The sequence below is a fragment of the Saccharothrix lopnurensis genome, assembly GCF_042658445.1.
Lineage (GTDB): Bacteria > Actinomycetota > Actinomycetes > Mycobacteriales > Pseudonocardiaceae > Actinosynnema > Actinosynnema lopnurensis.
This window is the reverse complement of sequence record NZ_JBHSQO010000011.1, coordinates 174,571-201,048: the sequence shown is the minus strand read 5'-3', so window position 1 is coordinate 201,048 and position 26,478 is coordinate 174,571. Positions and strand designations below refer to the sequence as shown.

General features: G+C 73.1%; 25 protein-coding genes. 13 read left to right on the top strand and 12 right to left on the bottom strand.

The window, feature by feature from the left end; translation table 11 throughout:
* Positions 1 to 1,148 (bottom strand): extracellular catalytic domain type 1 short-chain-length polyhydroxyalkanoate depolymerase (locus ACFP3R_RS13755; protein ID WP_380636125.1); only part of this gene is annotated, 1,148 nt, incomplete at its 3' end.
* Positions 1,149 to 1,576: 428 nt separating this feature from the next.
* On the opposite strand from ACFP3R_RS13755, the gene ACFP3R_RS13750 reads away from it, so the two are divergent.
* A complete protein-coding gene (locus ACFP3R_RS13750) occupies positions 1,577 to 2,176 on the top strand; it encodes a PIN domain-containing protein (protein WP_380636123.1) in 600 nt (199 codons plus the stop codon).
* On the opposite strand, the gene ACFP3R_RS13745 is transcribed toward ACFP3R_RS13750, so the two are convergent.
* Positions 2,121 to 3,341 carry an MFS transporter gene (locus ACFP3R_RS13745; RefSeq protein ID WP_380636121.1) on the bottom strand — a complete coding sequence of 407 codons (1,221 nt, stop codon included), beginning with the start codon at positions 3,339 to 3,341 and terminating at the stop codon, positions 2,121 to 2,123. The two genes, ACFP3R_RS13750 and ACFP3R_RS13745, sit on opposite strands and share 56 nt — an antisense overlap.
* A gap of 63 nt (positions 3,342 to 3,404) precedes the next feature.
* On the opposite strand from ACFP3R_RS13745, the gene ACFP3R_RS13740 reads away from it, so the two are divergent.
* Positions 3,405 to 3,926, top strand: coding sequence for an ArsR/SmtB family transcription factor (locus ACFP3R_RS13740; RefSeq protein WP_380636120.1), 522 nt, complete (start codon positions 3,405 to 3,407; stop codon positions 3,924 to 3,926).
* An 83-nt stretch (positions 3,927 to 4,009) separates the two neighbouring features.
* Here the strand turns inward: ACFP3R_RS13740 and ACFP3R_RS13735 are convergent, their stop codons facing one another.
* Positions 4,010 to 4,792 carry an ABC transporter permease gene (locus tag ACFP3R_RS13735; protein ID WP_380636118.1) on the bottom strand — a complete coding sequence of 261 codons (783 nt, stop codon included), beginning with the start codon at positions 4,790 to 4,792 and terminating at the stop codon, positions 4,010 to 4,012.
* On the bottom strand, positions 4,789 to 5,709 hold the full coding sequence (locus ACFP3R_RS13730) for an ATP-binding cassette domain-containing protein (protein ID WP_380636116.1): 921 nt from the start codon (positions 5,707 to 5,709) through the stop codon (positions 4,789 to 4,791). Before ACFP3R_RS13730 ends, ACFP3R_RS13735 begins: the two co-directional genes overlap by 4 nt.
* Positions 5,710 to 5,788: 79 nt before the next feature.
* Between ACFP3R_RS13730 and ACFP3R_RS13725 the strand changes: the two genes are divergently transcribed.
* A complete protein-coding gene (locus tag ACFP3R_RS13725) occupies positions 5,789 to 6,535 on the top strand; it encodes a TetR/AcrR family transcriptional regulator (protein WP_380636114.1) in 747 nt (248 codons plus the stop codon).
* Between the two features lie 48 nt (positions 6,536 to 6,583).
* Here ACFP3R_RS13725 and ACFP3R_RS13720 read toward each other — a convergent pair whose 3' ends face one another.
* Both ACFP3R_RS13720 and ACFP3R_RS13715 read right to left on the bottom strand, forming a co-directional pair.
* A complete protein-coding gene (locus ACFP3R_RS13720; RefSeq protein WP_380636113.1) occupies positions 6,584 to 7,045 on the bottom strand; it encodes a DoxX family membrane protein in 462 nt (153 codons plus the stop codon).
* Between the two features lie 251 nt (positions 7,046 to 7,296).
* Positions 7,297 to 7,794: a MarR family winged helix-turn-helix transcriptional regulator gene (locus tag ACFP3R_RS13715; protein WP_380636112.1), complete on the bottom strand. Its 498-nt coding sequence runs from the start codon at positions 7,792 to 7,794 to the stop codon at positions 7,297 to 7,299.
* Between the two features lie 129 nt (positions 7,795 to 7,923).
* Between ACFP3R_RS13715 and ACFP3R_RS13710 the strand changes: the two genes are divergently transcribed.
* Complete coding sequence (locus ACFP3R_RS13710; RefSeq protein WP_380636110.1) at positions 7,924 to 8,871, top strand: EamA family transporter; 948 nt, start codon at positions 7,924 to 7,926, stop codon at positions 8,869 to 8,871.
* Between the two features lie 37 nt (positions 8,872 to 8,908).
* Here ACFP3R_RS13710 and ACFP3R_RS13705 read toward each other — a convergent pair whose 3' ends face one another.
* Positions 8,909 to 11,548 carry a glycoside hydrolase family 3 protein gene (locus ACFP3R_RS13705; RefSeq protein WP_380636108.1) on the bottom strand — a complete coding sequence of 880 codons (2,640 nt, stop codon included), beginning with the start codon at positions 11,546 to 11,548 and terminating at the stop codon, positions 8,909 to 8,911.
* Positions 11,549 to 11,909: 361 nt separating this feature from the next.
* Between ACFP3R_RS13705 and bdeA the strand changes: the two genes are divergently transcribed.
* Both bdeA and ACFP3R_RS13695 read left to right on the top strand, forming a co-directional pair.
* Entirely contained in the window at positions 11,910 to 12,779 is an 870-nt protein-coding gene (gene bdeA, locus ACFP3R_RS13700) for a bis(hydroxyethyl) terephthalate hydrolase (RefSeq protein WP_380636106.1), read from the top strand.
* A gap of 457 nt (positions 12,780 to 13,236) precedes the next feature.
* Positions 13,237 to 14,082 carry an RNA polymerase sigma factor gene (locus ACFP3R_RS13695; protein ID WP_380636105.1) on the top strand — a complete coding sequence of 282 codons (846 nt, stop codon included), beginning with the start codon at positions 13,237 to 13,239 and terminating at the stop codon, positions 14,080 to 14,082.
* On the opposite strand, the gene ACFP3R_RS13690 is transcribed toward ACFP3R_RS13695, so the two are convergent.
* Complete coding sequence (locus tag ACFP3R_RS13690; RefSeq protein WP_380636103.1) at positions 14,031 to 14,486, bottom strand: Lrp/AsnC family transcriptional regulator; 456 nt, start codon at positions 14,484 to 14,486, stop codon at positions 14,031 to 14,033. The genes ACFP3R_RS13695 and ACFP3R_RS13690 overlap by 52 nt on opposite strands.
* A gap of 94 nt (positions 14,487 to 14,580) precedes the next feature.
* Between ACFP3R_RS13690 and ACFP3R_RS13685 the strand changes: the two genes are divergently transcribed.
* The 3 genes from ACFP3R_RS13685 (at position 14,581) to ACFP3R_RS13675 (ending at position 16,640) form a co-directional block, all read left to right on the top strand.
* Positions 14,581 to 15,414 (top strand): TIGR03619 family F420-dependent LLM class oxidoreductase, encoded by an 834-nt coding sequence (locus ACFP3R_RS13685; protein WP_380636101.1) that lies wholly within the window; start codon positions 14,581 to 14,583, stop codon positions 15,412 to 15,414.
* Positions 15,411 to 15,818 (top strand): nucleoside deaminase, encoded by a 408-nt coding sequence (locus ACFP3R_RS13680; RefSeq protein ID WP_380636099.1) that lies wholly within the window; start codon positions 15,411 to 15,413, stop codon positions 15,816 to 15,818. The genes ACFP3R_RS13685 and ACFP3R_RS13680 overlap by 4 nt, the downstream gene beginning before the upstream one ends.
* A 153-nt stretch (positions 15,819 to 15,971) precedes the next feature.
* On the top strand, positions 15,972 to 16,640 hold the full coding sequence (locus ACFP3R_RS13675; protein WP_380636098.1) for a lytic polysaccharide monooxygenase auxiliary activity family 9 protein: 669 nt from the start codon (positions 15,972 to 15,974) through the stop codon (positions 16,638 to 16,640).
* 59 nt (positions 16,641 to 16,699) lie between these two features.
* On the opposite strand, the gene manA is transcribed toward ACFP3R_RS13675, so the two are convergent.
* The 4 genes from manA to ACFP3R_RS13655 form a co-directional block, all read right to left on the bottom strand.
* A complete protein-coding gene (gene manA / locus ACFP3R_RS13670) occupies positions 16,700 to 17,803 on the bottom strand; it encodes a mannose-6-phosphate isomerase, class I (RefSeq protein WP_380636094.1) in 1,104 nt (367 codons plus the stop codon).
* Between the two features lie 56 nt (positions 17,804 to 17,859).
* Positions 17,860 to 18,822, bottom strand: a complete 963-nt coding sequence (locus ACFP3R_RS13665; RefSeq protein ID WP_380636092.1) for an ROK family protein — start codon at positions 18,820 to 18,822, stop codon at positions 17,860 to 17,862.
* Positions 18,823 to 18,977: 155 nt separating this feature from the next.
* The gene (locus ACFP3R_RS13660) at positions 18,978 to 19,808 is read right to left on the bottom strand and encodes a LacI family DNA-binding transcriptional regulator (protein WP_380636091.1); all 831 of its coding nucleotides are present in this window, start codon (positions 19,806 to 19,808) and stop codon (positions 18,978 to 18,980) included.
* Positions 19,805 to 22,252, bottom strand: a complete 2,448-nt coding sequence (locus ACFP3R_RS13655) for a glycoside hydrolase family 2 protein (protein ID WP_380636090.1) — start codon at positions 22,250 to 22,252, stop codon at positions 19,805 to 19,807. The genes ACFP3R_RS13660 and ACFP3R_RS13655 overlap by 4 nt, the downstream gene beginning before the upstream one ends.
* A gap of 120 nt (positions 22,253 to 22,372) precedes the next feature.
* On the opposite strand from ACFP3R_RS13655, the gene ACFP3R_RS13650 reads away from it, so the two are divergent.
* The 4 genes from ACFP3R_RS13650 (at position 22,373) to ACFP3R_RS13635 (ending at position 26,477) form a co-directional block, all read left to right on the top strand.
* Entirely contained in the window at positions 22,373 to 24,502 is a 2,130-nt protein-coding gene (locus ACFP3R_RS13650) for an alpha-galactosidase (protein WP_380636088.1), read from the top strand.
* 156 nt (positions 24,503 to 24,658) lie between these two features.
* On the top strand, positions 24,659 to 25,414 hold the full coding sequence (locus ACFP3R_RS13645) for an ESX secretion-associated protein EspG (protein WP_380636087.1): 756 nt from the start codon (positions 24,659 to 24,661) through the stop codon (positions 25,412 to 25,414).
* A gap of 94 nt (positions 25,415 to 25,508) precedes the next feature.
* Positions 25,509 to 25,922 (top strand): hypothetical protein, encoded by a 414-nt coding sequence (locus tag ACFP3R_RS13640; RefSeq protein ID WP_380636085.1) that lies wholly within the window; start codon positions 25,509 to 25,511, stop codon positions 25,920 to 25,922.
* Positions 25,923 to 25,970: 48 nt separating this feature from the next.
* Positions 25,971 to 26,477, top strand: a complete 507-nt coding sequence (locus tag ACFP3R_RS13635) for a DUF3558 family protein (protein WP_380636083.1) — start codon at positions 25,971 to 25,973, stop codon at positions 26,475 to 26,477.
* Position 26,478: the final 1 nt, after the last annotated feature.

Here is a 26,478-nt window from a genome sequence, read left to right as displayed (position 1 = left end):
GAGTCGAACTCGCGGTTCACGATCCCGACGTAGGTCGAGTCGCTGAGCTTGTTCGCCGCCACCGCCACACCGAAGTACCGACCAGTCCGGTTCGCCGCCGCCGCCAACGTGCTGCCCGGACCCGGCTGCTGGGACGTCGTGGTCGTCGTCGTGGTCGTGTCCGTGGTGGTGGTCGTGGTGGTCGTCGTCGTGCTGGTGGTCGTGGTCGGGTCGGTGGTCCCGGTGCTGTTGAGCCCCAGGAACGCGATGGCGTACTGCACCATGCCGCTCTGCGGCAGCGAGTGCCCGACGCCCTGGACGCTGATCCCCTCGACCGGCGGCTGGGTGCCGCTGCCGCCGTAGCGGGTGCGGGTCCAGCTGCTCTGGGGCCGGTCGGTGGCGGTCGGCGTCTGGCTCAGGCCGTGGACGTTGGTCCACTGCTTGACCGCCTCGCCGAAGTTCGGGTAGCGCAGGGTGTCGTCCGTGGTGCCGTGCCACAGCTGCGCCCTCGGGAACCGCCCGGTGTGGCCGCCGCTCATCTGGCGGGCCTGGTCGCCCCACTGCTGCGCGGTCTTGGTGAGCTGGCCGTTGGCGCACTGGCTGTTCCAGGCGGACCCGTCGGTGGTGGCGAAGCAGCCCGCGGGCACGCCCATGAACGACGAGGCGGCCGCGAACACGTCCGGGTACTCCGCGGCCATCACGTTGGTCATCATCGCGCCGGAGGAGAACCCGGTGAGGAAGACCCGGGAGGGGTCCACGTCGTAGCGCTGCTTGGCCCAGTTCACCATCGACAGGATGCCGACCGGGTCGCTGCCCCCGCCGCGCGTCAGGGCCTGCTGGGACGACACGTCGAAGCACTGCCCGCTGCGGGTCGCCTCGGGGAACACGATGACGTAGCCGTACTGGTCCGCGGCGGTCACGTAGTCGCGGGCGTAGCCGTTGAAGATCGCCGACGCGGTGCCGGTGCAGTAGTGCATGGCCACCAGCAGCGCCGGCCGGGCCGCGACCCGGTCCGGCACGTAGGCGTACATCCGCAGGTTGCTCGGGTTGGTGCCGAAGTTGGTGACCTGGGTGAGGGTGGCGGCGGAGGCGGGCTGGGCGGCGAGCAGCACGCTCGCGACGACCAAGGGCGCGGCCACCGCGGCCAGGGCCGGGAGGAATCTTCGCACTCGACTGGTCCTTTCCTGGTGCAGGGGTGGAACACCGCACCAGGACCGGAGGACGATCGGAGCCGGGCGTCGGTGCGGGCTCACTCGATGAGCACGATGGTCATTCACCCCCGATATCCGGGTCAACGCTTGTCGATATTTTTCGAAATCTTTCGAAGCTTTTCCACCGGCCCCTGCCAGCGACAACCCGGTACTCCCATCTCAATTGGACGCCTGCCGCACCCGCGCGGAAGCCCGTGAAACGAACAATGTTGCGATAGTGTTCGCAACCGGTGCCCGCCGTTCGCCGGAATGCCCGCGGCGTCGATGTGGGTCATTGACCGGCGGGGCGGCCGTGCCCCTTTCGGGGCGGGGTCGTGGGCGGTCGGGGCGACCGTCACCCGTTCGGGTAGTGATCCCGTGGTGCGTCGCGTGCCGAAGATCGAGAAGTGGAAGCGGCGCAGCGAGTCCTGCTCATCGACCTGGAGAACATGATCGGTCCGGTCAACCCCCGGCCCGAGCTGGTGCGCGGGCGGATCACCGCGCTGGTGCGGGCGGCCGGGCCGGTGCACCACGCGCTGGCCTGCTACGCCCGGACCGAACCGGAGCTGGACGTGATCGGCAACGTGCTCACCGAGATGAACGTGCCCAGCCGCGTGGTCGCGCCGGGTCCGGACGCGGCCGAGAAGGCGCTGCTCGCCCACGCCCGCTACGCCCACGACCGGGGGTGCCGGACGTTCAGCGTCGCCTCGGCGGACCGCAGCTTCACGGCGCTGGCCGAGTTCGGCGACTTCGACGTGATCGCCTGGACGAACCAGCAGGTGTCGACCCGCCTCCAGGCCGCCGCCCGGCAGGTGCTCCGGGTGCCCCGCTCGGGGCCCGCCACCGGGCCCGCGCCGGTCTACCGGACTCCGGGGCCGGTGCTGCCGCTGCTCTCGGCGTTGACCACGGGGATCGGGATCGGCCTGGGGCACTTCCTGGTCGAGCGCCTGGTCAACCGGGTGACACCGCCCGGAGCGCCTCGTCGATCCGGCGGTCGGTCACGGTGAGCAGGCCGAGCAGGGCGGTCAGCGCCAGGGCGGTGGCGACGGCGAACAGCGCGCGCAGGCCGACGAGGTGGGCCAGCGCGCCGCCGAGGACCGCGCCGAGCGGCATGGTCCCCCAGGCGACCATCCGGTAGGCGCTGTTCACCCGGCCCAGCAGGCGGTCCGGCGTGACCTGCTGGCGCAGCGAGATCGCGACCACGTTGAGCACGGCGATGCCGAAGCCCGCGACGGCGAACGCGGCCGCCACCGCGTACGGGTCGGTGGTGACCGCCGGCGCGGCGAGGAGCAGGGTGCCGGCGGTGAAGCCGAGGCCGAGCGCGCGGGCGCGGCCCAGGCGGGCGACCAGGCGTTCGGCGGCGAGCGAGCCGGCCAGGCTGCCGATCGCCGGGGTGGTCAGCAGCAGGCCGAACACCCGGTCGGTCAGGCCCATGGCCGAACCCGGCCCCACCGCGTACAGCACGAACACGGCGGCCGTCGCGCTGCTCGCCAGGTTGAACACGCCGACCATGGCGGCCAGGGCGCGCAGCAGGCGGTGGCGGACCAGGAAGCGGATGCCCTCCGCGATGTCGGCGCGCAGGGTGGTGCGCTGCTGCCGGGGCACCCGGAACGCGCCGCGGACCGCCAGCAGCACGACCACCGCCACCAGCCAGAGCGCGGCCGGGACGGTGAAGGCCACCACCGCGCCCGCGGCCACCAGCAGGCCCGCGGCGGCCGGGCCGAGGAACTCGTTGGCGGTCAGCTCCACCGCGAACAGCCGGGCGTTGGCCCGGGGCAGGCGGTCGCGGGCCACCACCTGCGGGAGCAGGGAGTGCGCGCAGGTGTCGTAGAGGATCTCGGCGGCGCCGACGCCCAGGGCGATCGCGTACAGCAGGCCGATGCCCGCCACGTCCAGCGCGACCGCCCCGGCGAGCGCGGCGAGCAGCGCGGCGCGGGTCGTGTTGGCCGCGAGCATGATCACGCGCCGGTCGAAGCGGTCGACCACCGCGCCCGCGGGCAGGGTGAGCACCAGCCACGGCAGGGTCAGGGCGAACACGAGGCCGGCGATCAGCGCGGGTTCGCGGGTGATCTGCACCGCGACCAGCGGCAGGACCACCTTGAACGTGCCGTCCGCCAGGTTCGAGAAGCCGGAAGAAGCCAGCAGGCGCCAGAACGCCCTCCCCAGGTGCATTGGTGGAGATTGACACATCGGTGGGATTTTCTCCATCGGTTTGGCCGCGACTAGATTGGGCCCGTGGTGCAACGGCAGCGGCGTCCGGCGACGGTCCAGGAGACGAAGGCCCTGGCCCACCCGCTGCGCCTGCGCGTGCTGCGGCTGTGCATGGGGCAGGAGCTGACCAACAAGCAGCTGGCCGAGCGGTTGGGGCGCGACCCGGGCACCGTGCTCTACCACGTGCGCCAACTGGTGGCCGCCGGGTTCCTGGAGGTCGGCGAGGTGCGCGCGGGCGCGGGTGGCGCCCTGGAGAAGCCCTACCGGTCCACCGACCGGTCGTGGTGGCTGGACGGGCCGCTGGGCGACGACGGTCCCCCGGCGCCCATGGCCCCGCTCCAGGCGTTCCAGGAGGAGCTGGCCGAGGCCGGGCCCGAGTCGGTGCGGACCTACGCGCGGTTCGCGCTGCACCTGTCCCCCGAGGAGCTGGCCGAGCTGGACCGCCGGATCAGCGCCGTGCTCGACGAGTACGTGGCGACCGACGACCAGCGCCTGGACCGGCCGCTGCACGGCGGGATCTTCGTGCTCCACCGCCTGGTCCGGTGACGTCGGCACCACCCGGGGGCGGTGGTGCCGCCGGAGGCGCGCGTGGCGCTGTCGACGCCCGGCGACCTGGTCGAGGAGTGGGTTCAGTCCCGGGTGCGCCTCCGGTAGAGCAGGGTCGCCAGGGTGAACGACACCGCCAGCAGCCCGACCGACCAGGCGAGCGCCGCCCACCCGGCGCCGCCGACGGGCGTGCCGGTGAGCAGGCCGCGCACGGTCTCGATGATCGGCGTGATCGGCTGGTGCTCGCTGATCACCCGCAGCACCGCGGGCATGGTGCCGGTCGGCACGAACGCGCTGCTCAGGTAGGGCAGGAACAGCATGAGGAAGCTGAACGTGCCCGCCGCCTCGACCGACTTGGCCACCACGCCCAGCCCCGCCGCCAGCCACGACAGCCCCAGCACGTAGAGCAGGAGCAGACCCGCCGTCGCGGCCCACTCCACCGGTGACGCCGTCGGCCGGAAGCCCATGGCGACCGCCGCGCCGATGACGACGGTGGTGGAGACGGCGTTGCGGGCGACGCTGGCCACGACGTGGCCGGTGAGGACCACGAACGGGCGGATCGGCATGGACCGCAGGCGGTCCACCATGCCCTTGGTGAGGTCGTCGGCCACGGACATCGCGGTGGACGCGGCGCCGTAGCCGACGCACAGCAGGACGATGCCGGGCACCACGTAGTCCACGTACCGGGTGCCGGTGTCGATCGCGCCGCCGAAGACGTGGACGAACAGCGTCATCATCAGCAGCGGCAGGACCACGGACATGACCAACGTGTCGGTGTTGCGCCTGGCCAGGCGCACGCTGCGGCCGATCATGGTGATCGAGTCGGCCAGCGGGCCGGCCACGGGGTCGGTCATCGGGCGGCTCACGCGGGCACCCCTTCCCCGGTCAGCGAGAGGAACACGTCGTCGAGGGTCGGCCGGTGCGAGGACACCCGCGCGGGCGCGACGCCCGCCGAGCGCAGGTCGTCCAGCACGGCGTGCAGGTGGGCGGCGCTGCCGTCGGACGGCACGCTGAGCACCCGGTGCCCCGGGTCGGCGAACCCGCCCAGCCGGGCCCGCGCGGCGCGCAGCTCGCCCGCCGAGGCGAAGCTCAGGTCGACGCGCTCGCCGCCGACCCGCGCCTTGAGCTCGTCGGCGGTGCCCTGCGCGGCCACCCGGCCCCGGTCCAGCACCACGATCCGGTCGGCCAGGCGGTCGGCCTCCTCCAGGTACTGCGTGGTGAGGAAGATCGTCGTGCCGGTGCGCGTGAGCTCGCGGATCGCCTCCCACGTGGTCGCCCGGCCGGCCGGGTCGAGCCCGGTGGTCGGCTCGTCCAGGAACACCACCCGGGGCGAGGCGACCAGCCCCATGGCCAGGTCCAGCCGTCGCCGCATCCCGCCCGAGTAGGTCCGGACCCGCCGGTCGGCGGCGGCGACCAGGTCGAACCGCTCCAGCAGCTCGTCGGCCCGCGCCCGCGCCCCCGCCCGGCCGAGCCGCCGCAACCGGCCGACCAGCACCAGGTTCTCCCGCCCGGTCTGCTCGGCGTCCACGGCCGCGTACTGGCCGGTCAGGCTGATCACCCGGCGCACCTCGACCGGCTCGCGCACCACGTCGAACCCCGCCACCCGCAGCCGCCCGGCGTCCGGCCGGGTCAGCGTGGACAGGATTCGGACGGCGGTGGTCTTCCCGGCGCCGTTGGGACCGAGCAGCGCGAAGATCGACCCCTCGACGACCTCCAGGTCCACCCCGTCCAGCACCGCGGTGGACCCGTAAGCCTTCTTCAGGCCGGTCACCTCCACGATCATGACAACCCCCTGTGCGTATGCGATACGCAAATTAGCGTAGCTGATACGCAATTGATGGCCAAGCCCTAGACTCGGCCGCGTGACCGAGGAGACCGGCCTACCCGACAGCGTCGCGCTCCTGTGGGGCCTGCGCGACACGCCCCGGCGCGGCCGCAAACCCTCGCTCACCAGCGCGGACATCACCCGGGCCGCGGTCGGGGTCGCGGACGCCGAGGGCCTGGCCGCCGTGTCCATGGCCCACGTGGCGCAGCAGCTGGGCAGGTCCACGATGGCCCTCTACCGGCACGTGCGGAGCAAGGACGAGCTGCTGGCGCTGATGTTCGACGCGGCCATGGAGGAGCCGCCCGAGCTGCCGGCGGGCTGCGACTGGCGGACCGGGCTGACCGCCTGGTCGCACGGCGTGGTGGCGGTGCACCGCAGGCACCCGTGGCTCAGCCGGGTCCCGATCAGCGGACCTCCCGTCGGACCGCGCAACCTGGCCTGGTTCGACCGGGCCCTGGGCGCGCTGGCCGGGACCCCCCTGACGGAGGAGGAGAAGGTGCGGGTCGTGCTGGGCCTGCTCACCTTCATCAACGGCGAGGTGCGCCTGGCCGGCGACCTGGCCGCCGGGTACGAGGACAACCCCGAGGCGTTCAGCCGCGCCTACTCGACCGCGCTCAGGCGGGTCGTCGACCCCCGCCGGCTGCCCTGGTTGAGCCGGGTGGTCGAGGCGGGCGTGTTCGACCTGGACGACCTGCGCGCGGAGGAGGACGCGGACGCCGACTTCACCTTCGGCCTGGACGTCTTCCTGGACGGCGTGGCCGCCCACGTGGCGCGCCGCGGGTAGGAGGAGAACGGCACCGCGGGGCCGGTCGGGGCCCCGCGGCACCACAGATCACCGCTGTCGTACCTGCGCCACCCGCTGCCGCACGGGTGTGTCGGCCGACATGACCGCGAGGGCCGCGGTGATCAGGACCAGGTTCTTGACCACGAACTCACCGGTCATGGTCAACAGCAGCGGGTTTCCCGTCCGGAACGCGACGGTCGGCTGCACCACCAGGGTGAGGAAGGTCCCGCACAGGTGGAGCACCACCAGCAGCGCTACCCAGCGCAACCGGTGACCCGCCACCAGGGCCATCCCCAGCACCACCTCCACCACCTCGAGCAGCAGGACGAACGTGCCCGGGTCGAGCCACGGGACGGTTCGGGCCACCAGGTCGGCGACCGGTGTCGCACCGGCCACCTTCAGCGCGCCGAACCACACGAACACCACGCCGAGAGAGCCCCTGAGCAGGGGAACGCTCAACGCCCGCAGCGAGTTCGCGTGCGCGTCCAGACGGGACGAGAAGCTGGTCATCCGCATCACTTCCTTCGGGGCGGGACCACGTCGTCCCGCGCAGGAGGTCTGTCCGGTGCGCGGTCGACGCTGACCGCACACCGGACTGGGAGCGCTCCCAGAACTGTAACGGTAAGGAAACTCGCTGTGAAGGACCCGGAACGCGGATTGGTCCGGGAGGGTGCGGTGGGATGCTCCGCTCGCCCCTGGCGAGACGGGCCGACGACCGGCGAACGGACCAGTGCGGGCGGTTCCGGGAGCGGGGTCGGACCTCAGTCGCGGGTGTCGCCCAGGGATTCGAGGACCGTCGCCAACGCCCCCGCCAGCGCCGCCCGCTCCTCCCCCGTCAACCCGCCCAGCAGGCGCTCCTCGGTGGCCAGGTGGTCCGGCAGCACGCGGTCCACGAGGGCCAACCCCTCCCCGGTCAACCCGACCACCACCCCGCGCCCGTCGCGCTCGCTCGGCGTCCGCGTGACCAACCCCCGGGCCTCCAGGCGGTCGAGGCGCTGGGTCACCGCACCCGAGGTCACCATCGACGCGCGCATCAACCCGGTCGGCGTGAGCCGGTGCGGCGGGGCGCTGCGCCGCAGGGTCGCCAGCACGTCGAACGAGGCCCGGTCCAGGCCGTGGCCGGCGAAGGTCCGCTGGAGCTCGCCGTCCACCAGTCGGCTCAGGCGCGTCAGCCGGCCGACCACCGCCATCGGCGAGACGTCCAGGTCGGGACGTTGCGCGTGCCACTGCTCCAGCACCAGGTCGACGTGGTCCGCCACCCGCCCAGCTTAGCGATGGTCGAATTCCCACCTAGATACCTCATCGCTAAGCTACTTTAGCTTAGTGCTAAGCAAATACCCGCTCGCCATCACCGCCACCGCCCCGCCGTCTGGGGCACGACCTACTTCGTGACCAGCGAGTTCCTGCCTCCCGACCGCCCCCTCCTCGCCGGGCTGCTCCGCGCGCTGCCCGCCGGGCTGCTGCTGCTCGCGCTCACCCGCCGGCTGCCGCGCGGCGACTGGTGGTGGCGCGCGGTGGTGCTCGGCACGCTCAACATCGGCCTGTTCCTGCCGCTGCTGTTCCTGGCCGCCTACCGCCTGCCGGGCGGGGTCGCGGCGACGGCGGGCGCGGTGCAGCCGCTGGTGGTGGCGGGGCTGTCGACCCTGCTGCTCGGGCGGCCCGCCACCACGCGCGCGGTCCTCGCGGGGCTGGCGGGCGTCGGCGGGGTCGCCCTGCTCGTGCTGCGCGCCGACGCCCGGCTCGACGCGGTCGGGGTGGCGGCGGCGCTGGGCGGCGCGGTGGCCCTGGCCGCCGGGGTGGTGCTGGGCAAGCGGTGGCCCGCGCCCGCGCCGCTGCTCGCGGTCACAGGGTGGCAGCTCGCGGCGGGCGGCCTGGTGCTGCTGCCAATCGCGCTGCTGGTCGAGGGGCCGCCGCCCGCGCTCGACGCGGCCAACCTCGGCGGCTACGCCTACCTGGGGCTGGTCGGCGGCGCCCTGACCTACGCGCTGTGGTTCCGGGGCATCGGCCTGCTGCCCGCCACGCGGGTGGCGTTCCTCGGGTTGCTCAGCCCGGTCGTGGCGACGGCCGTCGGGTGGCTCGCGCTGGACCAGTCGCTCACCGCGACCCAGGTCGTGGGCGCGGTCGTCGTCCTGGTCGCGGCGCACGCCGGAGGGCGGGCGGGTGGTGACGCCGGCGGGTGGTCCCGGCTCGCGTCGGCGTCCTGGTCGCGGCTCGCGCCCCGGCCCTGGTCGCGGCTCTCGTCCCGGCCCTGGTCCCGGTTCGCGCGGTCGTCCCGGTCCCGGCGCACGGCCGCGGGCCGGACCGGGGCGCCGACGCGAACCGGGGGCGGGCCGTGACTGACGGCCCGCCCCCGGTCCTCGATCCGGTCCCGGCTCAGCCGGCCAGTTCGGCGCACGTCCTCGCGTCGGGGTCGGCGGCCGCCTTCGGCACCCACCGCACGTTCGCGAACGACGCCTGGAACGCGCCCTCCGTGTAGACGAGGAACGGCGTGTTCACGCTCTCGAAGTCCAGCCCGCGCTCGGCGAAGCAGGACAGCGGCACCTTCACCGTCGACTTCACGCCGACCGGCAGTCCGCCGAACACGCCGGTCGCGTTGACCTCGCCGAGGCAGGGGTAGACGCAGTGCGCGCTCAGCACCGTCCGGGCGGCCGGGGGCTGGTGCACGACCACGTCGAACACCAGCGCGGCGTTGGCGTTGGGGTAGCCCCGCAGGTCGCTGCCGCCCGCCGGGTCCTGGAGGTACAGCTGGCCCGCGCCGCTGCCGGTCCAGGTGGTCTTCAGCGCGTCACCCTGCACGTTCACGTCCGCCGGCACCACGGTGATGTTGGTGTGCGCGGCCTCCGCGTCCGGGCCCAGCTCCGTGCCGCTCCAGTTGTCCGGGGAGCCGATGAAGCTGCGGTACGGGGCGGAGTCGACCCGGTTGTGGATCTCCAGGTCCTCGGTCGCGACGCCACCGCCGCCGTTGCCGGAGCAGCCGCCCTCGGGCGAGGACTCGTCGAGCTTCCCCATCGGGCGGTAGGACCAGGTCTTGAGCCCGTAGCCCGGCTTGAACAGCGGGTCGTAGCCCTCGTCACCGGGGTTCAGCGGCGTCTGGCAGGCCGAGCGCGGCCACGAGAAGGACAGCGTGCCGGTGTACCCGGGCCAGGTGTGGCGACCGCGCACCAGCAGGTCGGCCACGCCGCCGCCCTCGGTGCCGGGCAGCCACGCCGCGACGAACGCGTCCGAGCGGTTCAGCTCCTTGTTGACGTGCAGCGGGCGGCCCGACACGTACACCGTGACGACCGGCGCGCCCTTGCCGCTGACCTTGTCCAGCACCGCCAGGTCCTGCGGGTAGGTCTTCGCGGCCTCCAGGCTCCGCTTGCCGATGTCGCCGACGCCCTCCGCGTACGGGGTCTCGCCGATGACCGCGATGACCGCGTCGAACCCGGCCGGGTCGACGTCGCCGGTCTCGCTGAACACCACGTTCCGCTCGCCCAGCGCCTCCTTGAGCCCGCCGAGCACGGTCTGCCCGGTCGGGAAGTCGGCGTTGGTGTTGCCGGTGCCCTGCCAGGTCAGCGTCCAGCCGCCGGTCTGGTTCTGCATCGAGTCGGCCGACTTGCCCACGACCAGCACCTTCGACCGCGGCTTGAGCGGCAGCACCCGGTTGTTGTTCTTCAGCAGCACCTGCGACTGGCGCACCGCCTCGCGGGCCAGCTTCCGGGCCTCCAGCGCGTCGGCCTCGCCGGCGTGGCGCCGCTCCGAGGGCTTCTTCGCGCTGTCGAGCACGCCCGAGCGGAGCTTGACGCGCAGGATGCGGGTCACCGCGTCGTCGATGCGGGCCATCGGGATCTGGCCGCCCTCGACCTGGGCGATCGTGTTGGCGATGAACGCCTTCCAGTCGTTGGGCACCATCACGACGTCGATGCCCGCGTTGACGGCCTGCGGGCAGCCGGCGTTGGTGCAGCCCGCGACCTGGCCGATGCCGTTCCAGTCGGAGACGACCAGGCCGTCGAAGCCCATCTTGCCCTTGAGGATGTCGTTCAGCGCCAGCTCGCTGCCGTGCAGCTTGCCCTCGTCGATCCCCTGCTCCGCGTTGTCCCAGGAGTTGAACGACACCATCACGGTCTGGGCGCCCGCGGCGAGCGCGCCGTAGTAGCCCTGGCCGTGCACGTTGATCATCTCGGCGGTGGTCGAGGGGTTGACGCCCTGGTCCTTGCCGCCGATCGTGCCGCCGTCGCCGATGAAGTGCTTGGCCGTGGCGAGCACGTCCACGTCGCGCCTGCCGCGGCCCTGCAACCCGATCACGGCCTCGTAGCCGTAGGCGCGGGTGATCCGCGGGTCCTCGGAGTAGCCCTCGTAGGTGCGGCCCCAGCGGTCGTCCAGCGGCACGGCCAGCGTGGGCGCGAACGCCCAGTCCTGGCCGGTGGCGCGGATCTGCTCGGCGGTGGCCGCGCTGACGTCGCGGACCAGGCACGGGTCGTGCGCCGCGCCCAGGCCGATGTTGTGCGGGAAGACGGTCGCGCCGTAGACGTTGTTGTTGCCGTGCACGGCGTCGATGCCCCAGATCACCGGGATCTTGGTGCGGGTGGTCCTGGACGCCTGCCAGTAGGCGTCGGCCAGGTCCAGCCAGGCGTCGACGGGCGCGTGCTTGTCGCGGTTCGGCCACGAGCCGCCGCCGTTGAGCACCGAGCCGATGCCGTACTCCCGGACCTCGTCCGGGGTGATCGCGGCGATCTCCGGCTGGGTCATCTGGCCGACCTTCTCGGCCAGGGTCATGCCCGCCACGATCTTCTTGATCCGCCGCTCGTCGGCGGGGGTGGACTGGACCCGGCTGCGCACCTCGGGCCAGTCGGACAGCTCGGGGAGGTCCTTCTCGATCCGCGCGCAGCCGTGCTCGGTCCGCGGCTCGCCGATGACCGGCTGCCGGGTCTTGGAGTCGGGTGCGGCGCCGGCCACACCGGTGGCCACGCCCCCGGTGAGGAGACCTGCGGTGAGCACCGCGGCCAGCGCGGCGCTCAGGTGTCTGCGGGACATTCGGCGGTTCCGTTCATCAGGGCGACGGCTCTGTCGCGCACGATCCTCGTTCCGGACGCGGTCCCGGTCAAGGGTTCCGTGGGAGCGCTTCCGTGCAGGTAGGAGGTATTGGTCCCGGCAGTTCCCGGTACTTCGGGGACCCGCTAATAGGTCTGAACCATTTCGCGACAACGCAGTTCGTCAAATCTTCATCCAACTCTGAGTGGCATTCGGACCAGCCGAACGCGGCCGGTGGACCCAACCTTTGTGAGCCGAATTACTTGACCTGACAGTAGGTAGTGCCGCACACTCGGTCAGTGCGCAGGCAATGTCCACTCAGGACTCTCCGCCAGGTCCTCCCGCACCGGGAAAGAGCACACGCATGTCTTTGAGGTCACCCCTGTCCCGCCGCGTCCTCGTCCTGGCCGCGGCGGTCGCCCTCACCGCCCCCACCGCTGTCGCCCAGGCCGCGGACAACCCCTACGAGCGGGGCCCGGCCCCGACGAACTCCAGCATCGAAGCGAGTCGCGGCCCGTTCGCGACCGGTCAGACCACCGTCTCCCCGCTGTCCGCGAGCGGGTTCGGCGGCGGCACGATCCACTACCCGACCAGCACCGCCGAGGGCACCTTCGGCGCGGTCGCGATCTCGCCCGGCTACACCGCCGCGCAGTCCAGCATCTCCTGGCTGGGCCCCAGGTTGGCGTCGCAGGGCTTCGTGGTCTTCACCATCGACACGAACTCCCGCTACGACCAGCCCGCCTCGCGCGGCGACCAGCTCCTCGCGGCGCTGGACTACCTCACCACCCGCAGCTCCGTGCGCGACCGCGTCGACCCCGACCGCCTCGGCGTGATGGGCCACTCGATGGGCGGCGGCGGCGCGCTGGAGGCCACGAAGGACCGGCCCACCCTCCAGGCGTCGATCCCGCTCACCGCGTGGAACACCACCAAGACCTGGTCCTCCGTGCGGACGCCCACGCTGGTCATCGGCGCGGAGAACGACTCGGTGGCCTCCGTGCGGACCCACTCGGAGCCGTTCTACGCGGGTCTGCCGTCCACCCTGGACAAGGCGTACCTGGAGCTGGCGGGCGCGAGCCACTTCGCGCCGAACTCGTCCAACACCACCATCGCCAAGTACAGCGTCTCGTGGCTCAAGCGGTTCATCGACGACGACACCCGCTACGAGCAGTTCCTCTGCCCGGCGCCGCGCGGCACGGCCATTTCCGAGTACCGCGACACCTGCCCGCATTCGTAAATCCGTTTCACGAAACACCGGCGGTCTGCCGTTTCGACGGCATTTCGACGATGCCTCCCCGACGGGCCGTTCGCGCTGTTCAGCAGCGTGAACGGCCCTGTGGTCAGATATGTGAAAATTCTTGCCATATGTGAACTCGCTGGTTACGGTCATCCTGGGAGCGTTCCCAGGAACTTTTCGCGAGGAGTTGGCGCAGGGGTCCGCGCAATTCCGGGCTCCACCGGCGGCCCGCGGGCGCGGGGATCCCCGCCTGACCCCGGCCGCACCCGGTCCCGGGTGGGGAGCTGCCGCGGGGGCGCTCCCCACCCGTGCCGAAAACCGCCCCGGCAACGCTCGGCGGGCGTTGCGGGGGCGGTGGCCGCCCCGGCGCGGCCGGCCTCAACGGCGAGGCCGGTCGTGCCGGGGGGCTCCGCCGGCCCGGGGGCAACACTTCCGCCGCCGGGGGCACTGACAGGGCATGACGACCGATGATCCCGACGACCGGGTGCTGTGGGCACAGGCGTCGGCGGGCGACGGGCACGCGTTCGGCGTGCTGTTCGACCGGCACGCCAGGGCGGTCTACAACCACTGCTTCCGGCTGACCGCCTCGTGGGCGGCGGCCGAGGACCACCTCCAGAACACCTTCCTGGTCGCCTGGCGCAAGCGGGACCGGCTGCGGCTGGAGCACCACTCGGCGCTGCCGTGGCTGCCGGCCGTGGCCGTCCTGGTCGTGGTGCTCGCGCCGGGGCAGCGGCCGACCGACGACGCGGGGGCGGCGACCTCCCCCGTGACGACCGACCCCGTGACGACCAACCCGGCGACGACCAACCCCGTGACGACCAACCCCGTGACGACCGCTCCGGCAAGGACCGCTCCGGCGACGACCACGGGACCCACCACCGAGCCGCCGTCGGTGTCCCCGGGCCTGGCCCCGGCGCGGGTGGGCGAGATCGAGCAGGGCTGCGCGGCCGCCGCGCCGCACCGCGAACCGGCGGTGCCGCACCAGTACCACGTCGATCCGGTCGGCGGCGACCTCGCCGTGCTCTACACCGAGCATGGCGTGGTGGAGTGCACCGTCGACGGCCCGACCGCCGCCTACCACCCGTCCTTCACCGCCGTGCGCGACCGGGAGTGGCTGCCGGGCCCCTTCGCCGCGGACGCGGTCGTCGTGTCGTCGGGCGGCGACCTCGGCAAGGCCCGGCACGGGGGCGCCAGGGGCCGGGTCGTGGCGGTGGGCCGGGTGTCCGCCCGCCACGCCCTGGCGGTGAACCGCTACCGGGGCGCGGCCGGCGCCACGCCCCGGTACGGCAGGGTCTGGCTGTAGACGACGTTCGTGGTGGTGCTGCCGAACGCCATCAGCTCGTCGACCACCCGCTCCAGGTGCGCCATCGAGGTGGCGGCGACCTTGAGCGTGTAGCAGTCGTCACCGGTGGTGCGCAGGCACTCCAGCACCTCGCCGCGCTCCGCGAGCAGCGCGTGCAGCGGCTCGTGGCGGTTGCCGGGGTACTTGAGGCGCACCACCGCGAGCACCGGGTAGCCGGCCTTGTCGAGGTCGACCTCGGCCCGGTACCCGGTGACCACGCCGGCGCCCTCCAGGCGCCGGACCCGCTCGGTGGTGGCCGAGGCGCTGAGGCTGACCCGGCGGCCCAGCTCGGTGATCGGGAGCCGGCCGTCGCGCTGGAGCTCGGCGAGGATGGCCCAGTCGGTCTGGTCGAGGTTCACGGTCACCGGGGCAAAGTACCGTGGTATCCACGGGCCGGACCCCCTCATACCGGGACGAACCCCTTCAGCGACACCACTTCCCCCGCCTAACCTTGATCCCGTGCGACTCGGCGTGAACGTCCCGAACTTCGGCCCCGGCACCTCCCCGGACGTGGTGCGGCGGTGGGCCCTGACCGTCGAGGGCCTGGGCTTCGACCTGCTGATGGTCTCCGACCACGTGGCGGTCACCGCCGATGTCGCGGAGCAGTACCCGGCCCCCTTCTACGAGCCGTTCACCGCGCTGTCCTGGCTGGCCGGGGTGACCTCGCGGATCACCCTGGGCACCACCGTGCTGGTGCTGCCCTACCGGCACCCGCTGCTGGTGGCGCGGATGGCGGCGAACCTGGCCGAGCTGTCCGGCGGCCGGTTCGTGCTCGGCGTCGGCGTCGGGTGGGCGCGGGAGGAGTACGCGGCGCTGGGCGTCCCCTTCGCCGAGCGCGGCCGGCTCACCGACGAGGGCCTGCGCGCGGTGCGGGCGGCGTGGTCCGACGAGGCCGACTACCGGGCCGGGACCGTGCCGGTCTGGGTGGGCGGGCACTCGGACGCGGCGCTGCGGCGGGCGGTCCGGTTCGGGGACGCGTGGCACGGCCTCCGGCTCACCCACCGGCAGCACGCGGAGGCGGTGCGGCGGTTGACGGACATCGCCGCCCGCGAGGGCAAGCCCGTGCCCGCGCTCGCCCCGCGCGTCCTGCTGCGCCTGACCCCGGACGACCCCGGCCCGGACCGGCGGATGGGCGAGGGCACCGTGGCGCAGGTCGTCGGCGACCTGGCGGCGCTGCGCGAGTCGGGCGCGGAAGCGGTCGTGCTGGACCCGTTCCTCGGCGACCCCGCCGAGACGCGGCACCCCGAGGTCGCCTGGCAGGCGCTGGCGACCGTGCGCAAGGAGTTCGGATGAGCTTGGACAGGGCGATCGAGCTGGCCGCCGAGGCGCGGGCGGCGGGCAACCCGCCGTTCGGGTCGCTGCTGGTCGGACCGGACGGGGAGGTGCTGGCGGAGGAGCGCAACACCTCGTTGTCCGACCACGACATCACCGCGCACCCGGAGCTGAAGCTGGCCCGGTGGGCGGCGCGCGAGCTGGACCCGGCGGTGGCGGCGGGCACCACCCTGTTCACCAGCTGCCAGCCGTGCGGCATGTGCACGGGCGCGATCGAGCGGTCCGGGCTCGGCCGGGTGGTGTTCGCGCTGTCGACCGCGCAGCTCGACGAGCTCAAACCGGGTGGTGGTTTTCCGCCCGTGCCGCAGGAGGGACCGGCACGGTACCGGGAGGCGCGGGCCGCCGTGGAGGGCTATTACCACTGACGAGGGCAGACCACTGGGCCGTTCGGCGCTCTGCCGGAACGAAAAACCTTCGTCCGCGCATGGGGTTCACAGAACGTGCCCAGTTCGCTACCTTGGGGTACTGGGAGCGCTCCCAGTCGAACATCCTGTTCATCCTCAACGTGGAGGACACACATGACCAGACGCGGTCTCCGTTCGGTTTTCGGCGTCTTCACCTCGGTCCTGGCGGTCCTCGCCGCCAGCGCGGTCACCCTGGTGGGCACCACGACCGTGGCCAGCGCACACGGCTCGGTCACCGACCCGCCGTCGCGCAACTACGGTTGTCACCAGCGCTGGGGCAGTGACCACCTGAACCCGAACATGGGTCAGACCGACCCGATGTGCGCGCAGGCGTGGAAGGCCGACCCCAACGCGATGTGGAACTGGAACGGCCTGTACCGCAACGGTGTCGGCGGCAACCACCAGGGCGCCCTGCCGAACGGTCAGCTGTGCAGCGGTGGTCTGGCCGAGAGCGGCCGCTACCGGGCGCTCGACACGGTCGGCGCGTGGAACGTCACGAACAAGTCGCGCCAGTTCACCCTGCGGATCGACGACCAGGCCCGGCACGGTGCGGACTACCTGCGGATCTACATCACCCGCCAGGGCGTCAACACCGCCACCCAGCCGCTGCGCTGGAGCGACCTGGAGCTGGTGACCACGACCGGTCGCTACGGCACCACCGGCCTGTACCAGGCCCAGGTGAACGCGGGCAGCCGCACCGGCCGCCACGTGGTCTTCACGATCTGGCAGGCCAGCCACATGGACCAGGCCTACTACCTGTGCAGTGACGTGAACTTCCAGTAGGACCCGGGCTCCCCGGTCGTGCGGCGGGACCTCCCCGCTCCGCCGCACCCCGGAGGCGCTCACGCACCGAGGTTCACCGCGGCCCAGAACGCCCGGCCTTCGCCGGCGAGCTGGGCCGCGTCCTCGTCGTGGGGCAGGAACGCCGACTCGCCCGCCGCCAGCACGACCTCGTCCCCGCCCCTGCGCACCACGACGGAACCGTTGACGCACAGCAGGAGTTGCGGACCGCCGCCGGGCAGCACGGCCCCGGGGCGCGCCTCGTGCAGCCGGAACTCCGGGTCCGGGGTCGGGTATGTCCTCAGTGGACCGTCCACCTCGCCGGCCAGCACGGCGGCCGGCCCGCAGCGGGTGTCCACGACGGACAGCACGGCGGGCACGTCGACCTCCTTGGTGGTCAGGCCCGCGCGCAGCACGTTGTCGGAGTTGACCATCAGCTCCACGCCCACGCCGCGCAGGTGCGCGTGCGGCACGCCCGGTCCCACGTACACGGCCTGCCCCGGCCGCAGCACCACCGCGTCGAGCAGCAGTGCCGCGACCACCCCGGGGTCGCCCGGGTAGACCTCCGCCAGCTCCGCGACGTGCGCCAGCGCGGGCGCCCGCGCCGCCGCGGCGGCCACCTCCGCGACCAGCCCGCCGGTCGTCCCGGTCAGCGCCAGCCGCAGCGCCTCCCCGACCTCGCCGGCCGCCACCGCGGCCCGCACCGGCGCGAGGCCGGGCACGGCCAGCCCGTCCAGCAGGGCGGCGGTCGCGGCGGGCGCGCGGAAACCGGCCAGCGTGGCGAACTCCGTCAGCGCCACCAGCACCTCGGGCTTGGCCCGGTCGTCGCGGTAGCCGCGCTCGGCGTACCCGGTCGCGGCCTGCTCCCGGTCCGGGTGCACCTGGAGCGACAGCGGCGCGTCCACGGCCAGCACCTTGAGCAGGAACGGCAGCCGCGGGCCGAACGCCGCCAGGCTGCCCGGCCCGAGCAGGCCGGCCGGGTTGGCCGCGAGGTAGCGGTCCAGCGGCACCCCGCAGTCCCGCAGCCGGGACGGGTCGTCGGGGTGCGCGCCGACCCACAGCTCCGCCTCGGGCGCCGGGCTCGGCGACGGCGCGCCGCGCAGCTCGGCGAGCGCGGTCCGCGAACCCCAGTGGTAGTCCCGGATGATCGTGTCGAGCTTGCGCACGAGAGGTTCCCAACCGGGGACGCGACCGCCCCCATCGAGCCTGTCCGGACGGGGGGTCAGATCCCCACCGGCAACGACGGGACCCGGTCGCCCACGAGCAGCGCCGCCGCGCCGATCAGGCCCGAGTCGATCCCCAGCGTGGCCGGGCGGACCTCCACCCGGCGCATGAAGTCCAGCCCCGGGTGGTCCGCGAGGGGTTCGAGCACGGCGGGTTCCAGCAGGTCCCACGCCTGGGCCACGCCGCCGCCGATCACCACCCGGTCGATCTCGCACAGCGCGGCGGCCACCGTGACGACCCGGGCCACCGCCTCGCCGGAGCGCCGGAACGCGGCCAGCGCGACCGCCTCGCCCGCGCGGGCCGCCGCGGCGAGCGCGATGCCGTCCGCGGTGCCGCCCAGCGGCCGCCAGCCCTGCTCCAGCGCCCAGCGGACCATGGACGGGCCGCTGGCCACGGCCTCCGCGCACCCGTTCGCGCCGCACCCGCAGGGCGGCCCGGCCGGGTCGATCACGAAGTGGCCGACGTGGCCCGCGTTGCCCGTGACGCCGAACAGCGGCCTGCCGTCGAGCACGAACCCGCCGCCGATGCCGGTGGACACCACCATGCCGAGCAGGCACCCGCTGCCCCGGCCGGTGCCGTGGTGGTACTCGGCCAGCGCCATGCACAGCGCGTCGCCGCCGAGCCGCACCGGCAGGCCGGGCAGCAGCTCGCCGACCCGCGCGGTGATCGGGAACCCGCGCCAGCCGGGGATGTTCACCGGGCTGATGACGCCCGTGCGCCGGTCCATCGGGGCGGCCGAGGCGATGCCCGCCCCGAGCAGCTCCCGGCCCCCGGCGGTGGCCAGGTCGAGCAGCTCCACCACCGGCGCGGACAGGGCCGCCCACACGGTCTCCGCGTCGCCGGCGGGCGTCGGGGCGGTGCGGCGGGCGAGCACGGCGCCGTCCGACCCGACCAGGGCCGCGGCGAGCTTCGTGCCGCCGATGTCGAGGGCGAGCGCGACCGGGTCGGAGCTGAGGGCCATGGACTTAGTTAAGCGGTTAAGCAAAGTCTGGTCAAGGGGCCGCGGAAGCGAGTCCGTGAGGTCCAGACCACTTGGCACGCCAGGGTTTTCGCCACGAGCCGGTGCCCTTAAGCGGTTGCGCGGAAGGGGCGGGCGAACCCGCCCGTTCCGCGCCCTCAGATCGCGGCGGTGCTGCCCCGCGCCAGCAGCGTCGGGGTGGGCGACCAGCGCTCGGCCACCGGCCCGCCCGCGACCAGCTCCAGCACCGACTCCGCCACGCTCACGCCGAACTGGTGCACGTCCACGCTCATCGTGGTGAGCGCGGGCGAGGCCAGCCGGCACAGCGACGAGTCGTCCCACGCCACCAGGCTCAGCCGGTCGGGCACCGGCACGCCCAGCTCCTTGGCGACGGCCAGGCCCGCCACCGCCATCACGTCGTTGTCGTACAGGATCGCGGTGGGCGGCTCGGCGGCGCCCAGCAGCGCCGCGGTCAGCTTGGCGCCGCACTCCTCGGAGTAGTCGCCCACCAGCACCACCGGCTCCACGCCGGCCTCGGCGCAGCCGGCCAGCAGCGCCGCCGTGCGGGCGCGGGTGTGCAGCAGGGTGTCCGGGCCGCTGACCCGCGCGATGCGGCGGTGGCCCAGCTCCAGCAGGTAGGCCAGGGCCTCGCGCACCGGGCCCGCGTCGTCCGTGCGGACCGCGGGCACGGCCAGCTCGTCCGGCTCCCCCACGTACAGCGCGGGCAGCCCGAGCTCCCGCAGCACCGCGGGCCGGTGGTCGTCCGCGGTGCGGTTGACCACCACCACCGCGTCCACCACCGAGCCGGCCGCCCACCTGCGGTAGGCGGCGATCTCGGCGTCCTCGGCGCCCACCACGTGCAGCAGGACGGAGCGGTCGTCCTCGGCCAACCGCTCCTCGATGCCCGCGATGAACTCCATGAAGAACGGCTCCGCGCCCAGCAGGCGCGCGGGGCGGGCCAGGACGAGGCCGACGGAGCCCGTGCTCACGCGCGGACCACGGCGCACAGCCCGTTGGCGGAGCGCAGCACCAGCCGGTCGGTCAGCTCGGCCGGGTCCACCGACGCCGCGGTGCGCACCAGGAACGAGTGGCTCTCGCCCGCGGCCAGCGTGACCAGGGCGTCGTCGGTCTCGGCGTCCTCGGCGACCCGGTCGGCCAGCACGGCCACGTCGCGGGCGAGGGAGTTCGCGGTCACGTCCACGCGGTACCCGCCGTCGACCCGGTGCGCGCGGGCGGTCAGCGGCTCCGGGTCGTAGGCCAGCTCCAGGTCCTCCCGGAACAGGTGCGCGGTGCGCGCGTCGGCCGTCCTCACCACCAGCACCTCCCCCTCCGGGTCCGCGGGTGCCAGCAGCTCGTCCGCGAGCGCCAACGCCACCACCGACCGCGCCGGCACGTCGAGCGGGAGTTTAGCCGCCGCCCGCTCCTCGCCCGCGAAGGTCTGCCGGCTCAGCGCCACCTCACCGGTCCAGACCTCGTCGGTGTCGTTGACCGCGACCAGCGCGTCCCGGCCGTCGCGGGGCTGGACGGTCAGCAGGCGCGGCGCGAAGGCGTGCCGCAGCGAGTAGTACAGCGGCTTGGGCCGCTCGTCGCCGTCGACCGCGGCCCACGAGGTGACCGGCCAGCAGTCGTTGAGCTGCCAGACCAGGGCGCCCGCGGTGCGCGGCCAGTGCGAGCGGAAGTGCTCGACCCCGAACGCGACCGCGCGGGCCTGGTTGAGCTGGGTCGCCCAGTGCCAGTCCTCGAACGCGCCGGGCGCGGGCAGGTGCGGCGCCAGGCCGCGGTCGAGCTTGCCGTTGCCGTCCTCGGCCTTCTGGTGCAGCAGGAACGCGGGCGAGGTCGGCGTCATCGGCTCGTCGTGCACCCACCGGGTGAGCGTCGCCCAGGTCGGCGGGCCCTGGAAGCCGAACTCCGAGCAGAAGCGCGGCGCGAAGTCGCGGTAGCGGGCGTAGTCGACGCGGTTCCACACCTCCCACTCGTGGCGGGTGCCGTGGGTCTCCTCGTTCGGGTGCAGGTCGCCGGGGCTGTACGGGCTGCCGGGCGAGTAGGGCCGGGTGGGGTCCAGCTCGGCGACGACCCGGGGCAGCAGGTCGGTGTAGTACCCGAGGCCCCAGGTGCGGCCCTGGAGCTGCTCGTCCCAGCCCCAGTCGGCGAAGCCCCACAGGTTCTCGTTGTTGCCGTTCCACAGCGCCAGGGACGGGTGCGGGGTCAGGCGGGCGACGTTGTCGCGGGCCTCGGCCTCGACCTCCTCCCGGAGCGGGGACTCCTCGGGGTAGGCCGCGCAGGCGAACAGGAAGTCCTGCCACACCAGCACGCCGCGCTCGTCGCAGACGTCGTAGAAGTCGTCGGACTCGTAGATCCCGCCGCCCCAGATGCGCAGCATGTTCATGTTGGCCGAGACGGCCTGGTCGACGCGGCGCGCGAGCCGGTCGCGGGTGACCCGGGTGAGGAAGTGGTCGTCCGGGATCCAGTTGGCGCCCTTGGCGAAGATCGGCTTGCCGTTGACCACGAACGTGAAGGGGCTGCCGATCGCGTCGGGCTCGGTGTCGACCTCGACGGTGCGGAACCCGATGCGGTGGCTCGCCGCGTCCACGTCCTCGTCGCCGGCCCTGAGGACGACCTCCAGGTCGTAGAGCGGCTGCGCGCCGTGGCCGACGGGCCACCACAGCTCGGCGTCGGGCACCTCGACGGTCACCACGGCCGCGCCGCCCTCGACGCGCACGGCCCGCTCGACGCCGCCGGTCCTGGCGACCAGGGTCAGCTCCGCGTCCGCGTCGGCGCGGTCGACCTCCGCGTGCACCTCGACCAGGCCGGCGCCGTCGGCGGCCACGGTGACCAGCGGGCGCACCCGCCCGAGCCGGGCCGCGGACCAGCGCTCCAGCCGCACGGGCTTCCAGATGCCGGCGGTCTGGAGGTCGGGGCCCCAGTCCCAGCCGAAGGAGCAGGCCATCTTGCGGACGGTGTTCATCGGGTGCGGGTAGACGCGGGCGCGCTTGCCCAGCGCCTCGTCCTGCTCCTCGGCGTAGGCGAGGGCGGAGCGGAAGGTGACCACCAGGTCGTTGGCGCCGTCGCGCAGGTGCTCGCGCACGTCGAACCGGTAGGAGCGGAACATGTTGGCGGTGCGGCCCAGGACGGTGCCGTTGAGCTCGACGGTGGCGACGGTGTCCAGGCCGTCGAAGGCCAGCTCGACCTTCTCGCCCGGTCCGGCCGCCGCCGCCTCGAAGGTCAGGGCGTAGCGCCAGTCGACGCGGTGCATCCAGGCCAGCCCGGTCTCGTTCGAGTCGAGGTAGGGCTCCGGGATGAGACCTGCCGCCAGCAGGTCGAGGTGGGTGCTGCCGGGCACCTCGGCCGGGACGTCGGCGATCCCGACGTCCCCGGGGACGGGACCGCCCACCGCACTCAGTCGCCACCCGTCGTGCAGGGTACTGCGGATCATCGTTCCTCTTTTCCGGGCGACGGCGGCGGGTTCTGCCTTGTGAACAGCAGGGTATGGCGATTCTTACGCCAGCAACTAAAGTAAGTCAACGACGTTGGGCGCCAGAGAGGAAAACCACAAGTGGCGGACGTGACGCACCTGCGCGCGGCGGGTGTGAGCCTGGTGCTCGACCTCTCCGGCGGCACCCTCCCCCGGGTCCGGTACTGGGGTGCCGACCTGGGGGATTTGTCCCCGGTGGAGCTGGAGGCGCTGGTGGTCGCGCAGGTGCCGCACCCCATCGGGTTCTCCGTGGACGGCACCGTGGACGTGGCCGTGCTGCCGGAGCAGTCGGCGGGCTGGCTGGGCACGCCCGGGATCGTCGGGAACCGGGCCGGGCGCGACTTCTCCACCGCGTTCCGGGTGGTGTCGGTGGACGGCCGGGCGGACGGCCCGGTGGTGCGGGCGGTGGACGAGGCGGCCGGGCTGGCGCTGGCGCTGGTGGTGGAGCTGACCCCGGCCGGGCTGGTGCGGCAGCGGGCGGCGCTGACCAACACCGGCGGCACCCCGTTCGCGGTGGACGCGGTGAACCTGGTGCTGCCGGTGCCGGCGGAGGCGGTGGAGCTGCTGGACTTCACCGGGCGGTGGGCGCGGGAGCGCAGCCCGCAGCGCACGGCGTTCACGCAGGGCCTGCGCGTGCGGGAGAACCGGACCGGGCGCACCGGCTACGACTCGGCGTACCTGCTCGCGGCGGGCACGGCCGGGTTCGGCAACCGGTCGGGCGAGATCCGGGCGGTGCACACGGCCTGGTCGGGCAACCACCGGACGTTCGCCGAGCGGACCTACCACTCGGTGTCCCTGCTCGGGTCCGGCGAGCTGCTGCTGTCCGGCGAGGTCGTGCTGGAGCCCGGCGGGTCGTACACCTCCCCGTGGCAGTACGGGTCGTGGGGCGTCGGCCTGGACGAGGTCTCCGCGCGCTTCCACCGGCACCTGCGGTCGCGCCCGTCGCACCCGACCACGCCGCGCCCGGTGGTGGTCAACACCTGGGAGGCGGTGTACTTCGACCACGACCTGGCGCGGCTCAAGGCGCTGGCGGACGCCGCCGCGTCGGTGGGCGCGGAGCGCTTCGTCCTGGACGACGGCTGGTTCGGGTCGCGCCGGGACGACCGGCGGGGCCTGGGCGACTGGTACGTCTCGGACGAGGTGTGGCCGGACGGGCTGGGGCCGCTGACCGACCACGTGACGGGCCTCGGGATGCAGTTCGGCCTCTGGGTCGAACCGGAGATGGTCAACCCGGACTCGGACCTGGCGCGGGCCCACCCGGACTGGCTCATGGCGGCGGGCGACCGGCTGCCCCGTCCCGCGCGGTCGCAGCAGGTGCTCGACCTGGCACGGCCCGAGGCGTACGAGTACGTGCTGGAGCGGCTGGACGACCTGCTGACCACCTACCCCGTGTCGTACCTGAAGTGGGACCACAACCGGGACCTGGTCGAGGCGGGCCACCGGGTGACCGGGCGCGCGGGCGTGCACGGGCAGACCCTGGCGGTGTACCGGCTGCTCGACGAGCTGCGGCGGCGGCACCCCGGCGTCGAGGTCGAGTCCTGCTCCTCCGGTGGGGGGCGGGTGGACCTGGAGATCCTGGAGCGCACCGACCGGGTGTGGGTGTCGGACTGCATCGACGCCCTGGAGCGGCAGGCCGTGCAGCGCTGGACGAACGCGCTGGTGCCGCTGGAGCTGATGGGCACGCACGTCGGTTCGGGGACCTCCCACACCACCCACCGGCGGCACCCGCTGGACTTCCGCGCCGGCACGGCCCTGTTCGGCCACTTCGGCATCGAGTGGGACCTGACGGCGGCGTCGCCGGAGGACCTGGGGCGGTTGCGCGAGTGGGTGGCGCTCTACAAGGAGTTGCGCCCCCTGCTCCACACGGGCGTCGCCGTGCACGGCGACCACCCGGACCCGGCGGTCGAGGTGCACGGGGTGGTGGCGGAGGACGGGTCGGACGCGGTGTTCGCGGTGGTGTCACCCACCACGTCGGCCTCGTACCCGCCGGGGGCGGTCCGGCTGCCGGGCCTGTCCCCGGACCGCCGCTACCACGTCCGCCCGCTGCCGCCGGGGGATCGGCCGGACGGGAACGCCTACGACTGGGGGGTCGCGCTGCCGTGGTGGTCGGCCGGGTTGGTGCTGCCGGGTCGGGTGCTGGGGGCGGCGGGGGTTCAGGCGCCGGTGCTGTACCCGGAGCGGTTGGTGCTGCTGCGGGTGACCGCCGTGTGAGCGGGGTTTGACCCGGGTTTGACCCGAACGGGTGCCGCACATCGTGGAGGTGTGCGGCACCCGTGTTTTGTCACCCGATTATCCCCGAAATGTGCGGCTTCTTTTCCTCCGCTTGGTGTGATCATGGACCGCCGGGGCGAAAGGGGAGAGAACGAGTTGCCCGAGGAGATCGTCTGTTCACCAGCGGAACTCGACGTGGTGGGTGATGCCCTCGGCCTGGAGGTCAGGCGCTTTCCCTTCACCATCGGGTACCACGGGTCCACCAGTGCCGAACGGGTGAGGTTGGTCGGGACCGTGCACCGGGACCTCGCTTCCCGGGGTTTGGTCGAGGGTTCGCGGTTCGCACCGGAATTCACCGAGGCACTGCGCCTGTTCGCCTGCGCGCCGCTGACCACCGCCCTGGTCGGCACGGTGTCGGGCGAACACATCGCCGCACTGGCCGCATTCGAGGGGCATTCGGCTTTGCTGGCCGTCCAAGTGGGCGGGAGCATCAGCCTGAGGTGGTATTCCGCGCAGTCCGCGGTGTGCGGACTGGTGGGTCTGCTGCCCGATCGGCCGGCGGCCCCCGGCGAACCCGTTACGGTTGTCGAACGCGCGGCGCGCGATGAAGACGAGGACTTCTCGCAATTCCGCGTCACGAGGCGCGAGCGCTTCACCCCTACGGCGGAGTCCCTGGCCGCCGAGGTGCTGCGCCGGCCTCGGACGGGGGCGGGGTACTTCGTGGTCGGCGCCCGTGACCGGCGGGGGCGGGAGGAGGCCGTGGGCTCGTTGAGCTACCTCGACACCGACGTGGGCCGGTACGCGGTGGTGCCGGGGACCGGACCGGTGGGCGAACTCAGTGTCACTTACCGGTCGTGGGACCGGCGGTACACGGAGTCCCACTTGAGTGGAATTATTGATACTTACGGGTGAGAGACCGAACCGGTCGCGGAATTTCTCCATCACAACCGGTATCAGGGACATCGAACGCGCAGCACACCACGCGAAGCAGGGGACGGACACCGGCATGGCGGATCTCTTCCACGGCTTGATGGGCGTCACGGGGGCGATCTCCCAGTTCAGCACCGCCGTGACCGGGGGCTTCACGATCGACGAGGGCGCAGGCGGTGCTTTGATTCGATCGATACAGGAGATATCCTACGACCTGAAAGAAGAGCTGCAGAAGACCGATCGACTAAAGCAGGAGCCACCCCTGGGGACGACACCCGCCGCGCAGGTCTACAAACCTTTCCTCGCCTCCATCGCCGGCGACCCCGTCCAGGGTGGAGCGGTCGTGCTGGCCAAGCTCCTGGAGGAGCTCGAAAGGCTGCGTGGCCTGGTCGAACGAGCTGTTGCCGATTACCAAGCCGCAGAACGGGAGAAAACGCAACAGCTGAACAAACAGGCTTCTCACCTCTCTCCCACTGACTACACGAGGTAGGCAGCAATGCACTCCCGTAAACACCTTGTCGGCCTCTCCCTCGCCGCGGTGTTGTTCGCGACCGCGGCGTGCGGTGGGCCGGTGGCGGGTGAGGCGTCCCCCGCCGGCGGCTCGGGTGTCGAGGTCTCCGCCTCACCGGTGCCCTCGTCCGTCGCTCCCGGCGGCACCCCGCGCACGCTCGACGACGCCGACCCCTGCGGCCTGTTGACCGACGAGGAGGTCGAACGGGCGTCCGGTCCGCTCGACGGCGGAGGGGTCCGGGACGACCTCGGCACCGCTCGCAGTTGCGTGTACCGGACCGAGGGCCGGCTGCTGGCGATCGACGTCCGGACCAACGTCGGGCTCGCCGGTGCGAGCACGACCGGCCCGGTGACCGACTTCCGGGTGGGCGACCACGACGCGAAGTCGTGGGTGGGCTCGGACGGCAGCTGCTTCCTCGTCTTGGGCGTCTCCTCGTCCTCACGGGTCGACATCGCGTTGAAGGCCAACCTGGACGAGGACCCGTGCCCGTTCGCCCGTGAGCTGGCCGCACTGCTGGAGCCCAGACTCCCCTGAC

Bases quoted from the DNA above. Each gene is read 5' to 3' on its own strand.
- ACFP3R_RS13745 (WP_380636121.1), bottom strand. From the start codon at position 3,341: ATGCACCTGGGGAGGGCGTTCTGGCGCCTGCTGGCTTCTTCCGGCTTC.
- ACFP3R_RS13730 (WP_380636116.1), bottom strand. From the start codon at position 5,709: ATGATCGTGGAGGTGACCGGCCTGAAGAAGGCTTACGGGTCCACCGCG.
- ACFP3R_RS13720 (WP_380636113.1), bottom strand. From the start codon at position 7,045: ATGACCAGCTTCTCGTCCCGTCTGGACGCGCACGCGAACTCGCTGCGG.
- ACFP3R_RS13705 (WP_380636108.1), bottom strand. From the start codon at position 11,548: ATGTCCCGCAGACACCTGAGCGCCGCGCTGGCCGCGGTGCTCACCGCA.
- bdeA (WP_380636106.1), top strand. From the start codon at position 11,910: ATGTCTTTGAGGTCACCCCTGTCCCGCCGCGTCCTCGTCCTGGCCGCG.
- ACFP3R_RS13695 (WP_380636105.1), top strand. From the start codon at position 13,237: ATGACGACCGATGATCCCGACGACCGGGTGCTGTGGGCACAGGCGTCG.
- ACFP3R_RS13680 (WP_380636099.1), top strand. From the start codon at position 15,411: ATGAGCTTGGACAGGGCGATCGAGCTGGCCGCCGAGGCGCGGGCGGCG.
- ACFP3R_RS13675 (WP_380636098.1), top strand. From the start codon at position 15,972: ATGACCAGACGCGGTCTCCGTTCGGTTTTCGGCGTCTTCACCTCGGTC.
- ACFP3R_RS13665 (WP_380636092.1), bottom strand. From the start codon at position 18,822: ATGGCCCTCAGCTCCGACCCGGTCGCGCTCGCCCTCGACATCGGCGGC.
- ACFP3R_RS13655 (WP_380636090.1), bottom strand. From the start codon at position 22,252: ATGATCCGCAGTACCCTGCACGACGGGTGGCGACTGAGTGCGGTGGGC.
- ACFP3R_RS13640 (WP_380636085.1), top strand. From the start codon at position 25,509: ATGGCGGATCTCTTCCACGGCTTGATGGGCGTCACGGGGGCGATCTCC.